Raw genomic sequence first — 3,754 nt, 5'->3', positions numbered from 1 at the left:
TTTGTTCGGGTAGTCCTGCGCCACGGCGGGAGCGCAGAGCGCCACTGCGGCAGCGATGGCAAAGAGGGTTCGCTTCATATCGACTGTTCCTGTTGATGCCATCGGCTGACGGCAGGGTGGGCAGACGGACTCAGGCCGTCTGTAGGGTGGCAAACGCGTCGGGCACCAGGGCTCTCAGCGTTGTCTCGTAGGAGCGCCGCACATGCTCGGCAGCGAGCGATTCGGCACGCTCCGCGTCGCGGGCCTGAACCGCCTCGAAAATGGCACGGTGGTCGCGCACCGCAGCGCGGCGGCGCACGTCGTCGGCGCAGGCAACGGTACGGCGCGAGACCACGATTTGAGCGTTCAACGCATCGAGCACCGATTCGAGCCGGCTGTTGCGCGCAGCTCGAATGATGAGGGTATGGAAGTCGTGGCCGAGCTGGATCCACTTGGCGTCGTTTTTCTCGCGCTCGTACTGCACGCACAGGCGATCCAATTGCACTATCTCGGCCGGCGTGGCGCGCCGCGCCGCATAGCGCGTGGCCGCGGATTCGAGCACCTCGCGCAATTCGAAGAACTCGCGCATGTCATCGATCGAGCGCCGTGGCACCGCATAGCCGCGCGAGGGCAGCGCTTCCAAGTAACCCTCGCGAGTGAGGACCTTGAGCGCCTCGCGCACCGGCGTCCGGCTCATGCCCAGGCTGTCGGCGAGGTGGACCTCGTAAAGCGGCTCGCCCGGACTCAACGATCCGTCGATAACAGCTTCGCGCAGCAGCGCATAGGCACGGTCCATCCGCCCATGAGGCTTGTTCGTCATATAAGTGGACTCAGTGTGTATACACAGTGAATCCAGTATCGACAGTAGGACACTTCTTGTCAAGAAAAACCTGAATTTCGCTTGGCCTACCCGTCGACGAAAACGCCAGCACGCCGCATCAAGCGGAGCCAGACTGGAATGAGCGTACCCTTCGAGACTCGAGAAGCAATGGAGTTGAGTTACCAGCCGGACCTGTGACGTCTTGCGTCGGAACCGCACAGCATTTCGAGGGATGGGCCGCCTTTGTATTCGATGACGACCTCCAAGGAGAATGCCCATGCCCCGCCTTCTGCGCAGCGTCCTCGCACTTCTCGCCGGCATCGTCGTCGGCTCTGCCGTCAACATGGCGCTCATCCTGCTGAGCCCGTCGCTCATCGGGCCGCCTGCGGGCGTCGATGTCACCACCGCAGAGGTTTGAGCCAAGGCATGCACCTCTTCGAGCCGCGGCACTTCGTCATGCCGTTCGTGGCGCATGCCCTGGGCACGTTCGCTGGCGCGCTCGCCGCTTACTTGATAGCGGCCAACCACAAGCCCGCTTTGGCCTATGCCATCGGCGTCATGTTTCTGTGCGGGGGTATCGCGGCGAGCTTCATGGTTCCCGCGCCGAAGGGGTTCGTCGTGCTCGACCTGCTGGCCGCGTACCTGCCGATGGCCTGGCTAGCCGTCCAGGCGAGTTCACGCATGCCGTTCGCGAAGCGGTCGGCTTGAACCGTTCCGTCACCGCCCCGAGCAGACTACGCTGTACCGCCTGGTGCAGCAGCATGCCGCGACCTTCTTCGCCGAGGCCGAAGCCGCCGCCGGAGCCGATCTGCCGCAGAACGCCCAAGGCCGAGTTCGACGCCTTCCTCGAGTGCGGCATCCTTGCGCACGGCTTCTTGAGGCTTCGCTGCGGTGACTGCGGGCACGACAAGCGGGTCGCCTTCAGCTGCAAGCGGCGCGGCTTTTGCCCGTCGTGCGGCGCCAGGCGCATGGCGCAAACGGCGGCGTACCTGGTAGACCACCTCATCCCTCATGTGCCGGTGCGCCAGTGGGTGCTCATTTGGGTCATGAGGCTGCCGATCCCGCTGCGTCTGCTGCTGGCCGCGCAGCCCAAGCTGGTGACGCCCGTGCTGCAGGTTGTGCACCGCGTACTCACTCGGTTCCTGCTCGAGCAGGCGGGCCTGAAGGCGGACGAGACCGACAGCGGCGCGGTCACGTTGATCCAGCCGAGTTTTGAATGTAGGGCTCGGCCGCCAACCTGAACATCCACCTGCACTGCCTGGTGCTGGACGGCGTGTACCGATGCAGTACGGAAGGCGAGCCGGTCTTCGTCGAGGTGAGCGCGCCAAGCGATGAAGATCTGCAGGCGGTGCTGCACAAGATCATCGCCCGCACGACGCAAGCTGCTCACTCGGCGGGGTGTGTTGGTCGAAGAGCAGGGCTCGACCTACATGGCTGACAAGGACAGCGATTCGGACGAGGCCCGCGTGCTCAGGCCGCTGCAAGCCGCCGCCTGGCCTTGCAGGCCGCGCCGGGCCAGTGGCCCGGCCCCTCGCCAGGCACAAACAGTCCACTGGACTGTTTGTGTCCGGGCTCGGCCTACCGCATTGCCAACGGCTGAGCGTGCCGGCCGGAAGGTGCTGACGCTGCAAGGCGCAATACCAAGGGAGGCGAGCTTCAAACAGAGCCTGTGCGCCGACATCGACGGGTTCAGCCTGCACGCCGCCGTACGCTGCGGCGCCGACGACCGCCAAGCGCTGGAACAACTGTGCCGCTACATCACCCCCGACCGGCACTGGCCAACGAGCGCGTGCAATGCAACGCCGCCGGGCAGGTCGTGCTGAAGCTGAAAACGCAGTTTCAGTGGAGACTAACTTGTACTCAAGTTATGTCGTAACTAAGACCCCGTGGCGCGACGGCACCACGCACCAGGGGACGCCGCCGCTGGAGTTCATGCAGCGGCTGGCCGCACGGGCGATTGAAGAGCGCCCTTCGGTCGCTCGGGCCACGGCCACGACTGCATCTGATCCGTTTGCACGGCGTGCTGGCACCTTCATCCACAACTTCGGCCAAGCTGCGCGCGATGGTGGTGCCGCAAGGGCCGGACGAGGGCGCCCAGGCAACCCCGCCCGCCGAGTGCGGGGCGAACTGTGCGCATCACCGCCCGGTGCGGCTGAGTTGGGCCCGGCGGCTCAAGCGCGTGTTCGAGCTCGACCTCGAGCACTGCCCGAACTGCGGTGGTGAGCTGAAGATCATCGCTGCGATCCTGGAGCGGCCGGTTATCGAGAAGATCCTCACGCACCTGGGTTTGCAGGCGCGTGCACCGCCGCGATCGCCGGCCCGTGGGCAGGCGCTGCAAGCGGCCTGAACGCGCCAAACTGATCACTGTTCAAGCGGCCCGGCGCCCCGGGCCGAGGGGCGGGCTGCGCCATTGACTTTCTGGGACCGGTCCAAGCGGCCTGATGATCGGGGTTCACCCGCAGTCGACCCCCATGACAGACGCATTTCGGCGGTGCCGTCGACACTCAGCGGGTCGCAGTGGACTCCAACGACCCCATCAAGCGCTGTCGGGTGCCGTGCCCGGGGGCTCATGGCGCAGAAGGAGGTCGTTCCGATGAGTCCGGACGCAGCGCGGCCCCTTGCCTTGGGGCGCCAGGCCGCTTGAAAAGGATCGATTGGGGTGTCGATGTCGCGCGGATGGCGCTGCCCGTCGCGGTGCGTCAGGCGCGCTCGACGACCAGATGCACTGCCACGCGGGCGTTGAGCCGCGCCACGATCGTGGTGGCCACCAGCGGTCTTGTTTCAGGGTTGAGTTTCTCTGGTGAATTTGTCATCCCCGGCCTGATCGGAGATGACGGAGGACGCACTTGAGTCCCGCTCTCACGGCGCCTTGTCGCGCCGCCCCAGCCACCACAGCAGTGCGCCGCACACCAGCGCCGGCACGGTCAGCGCGGCGTAGCCCGCGCGGTAGCTGTC

At 65.8% G+C, this 3,754-nt stretch carries 5 protein-coding genes; 4 read left to right on the top strand and 1 reads right to left on the bottom strand.

From position 1 onward, the window contains the following. Positions 1 to 130: 130 nt before the first annotated feature. The gene (locus RMO12_RS09410; protein ID WP_309639095.1) at positions 131 to 799 is read right to left on the bottom strand and encodes a GntR family transcriptional regulator; all 669 of its coding nucleotides are present in this window, start codon (positions 797 to 799) and stop codon (positions 131 to 133) included. A gap of 277 nt (positions 800 to 1,076) precedes the next feature. On the opposite strand from RMO12_RS09410, the gene RMO12_RS09405 reads away from it, so the two are divergent. The 4 genes from RMO12_RS09405 to RMO12_RS09390 all read left to right on the top strand — a co-directional run bounded on the left by RMO12_RS09405 (position 1,077) and on the right by RMO12_RS09390 (position 3,146). Beyond that, on the top strand, positions 1,077 to 1,217 hold the full coding sequence (locus RMO12_RS09405; RefSeq protein WP_309639094.1) for a hypothetical protein: 141 nt from the start codon (positions 1,077 to 1,079) through the stop codon (positions 1,215 to 1,217). Between the two features lie 8 nt (positions 1,218 to 1,225). Then, a complete protein-coding gene (locus RMO12_RS09400) occupies positions 1,226 to 1,507 on the top strand; it encodes a hypothetical protein (protein ID WP_309639093.1) in 282 nt (93 codons plus the stop codon). Positions 1,508 to 1,560: 53 nt separating this feature from the next. Then, complete coding sequence (locus tag RMO12_RS15980) at positions 1,561 to 2,040, top strand: transposase zinc-binding domain-containing protein (protein ID WP_405029653.1); 480 nt, start codon at positions 1,561 to 1,563, stop codon at positions 2,038 to 2,040. 821 nt (positions 2,041 to 2,861) lie between these two features. Next, entirely contained in the window at positions 2,862 to 3,146 is a 285-nt protein-coding gene (locus tag RMO12_RS09390; RefSeq protein WP_309639092.1) for a hypothetical protein, read from the top strand. The last annotated feature ends 608 nt before the right edge of the window (positions 3,147 to 3,754 follow it).

The organism is Methylibium sp., assembly GCF_031393925.1.
Classification (GTDB): Bacteria; Pseudomonadota; Gammaproteobacteria; order Burkholderiales; family Burkholderiaceae_C; genus Methylibium.
The sequence above is the reverse complement of the archived record's forward strand: the minus strand, read 5'-3'. Positions and strand labels throughout refer to the sequence as shown.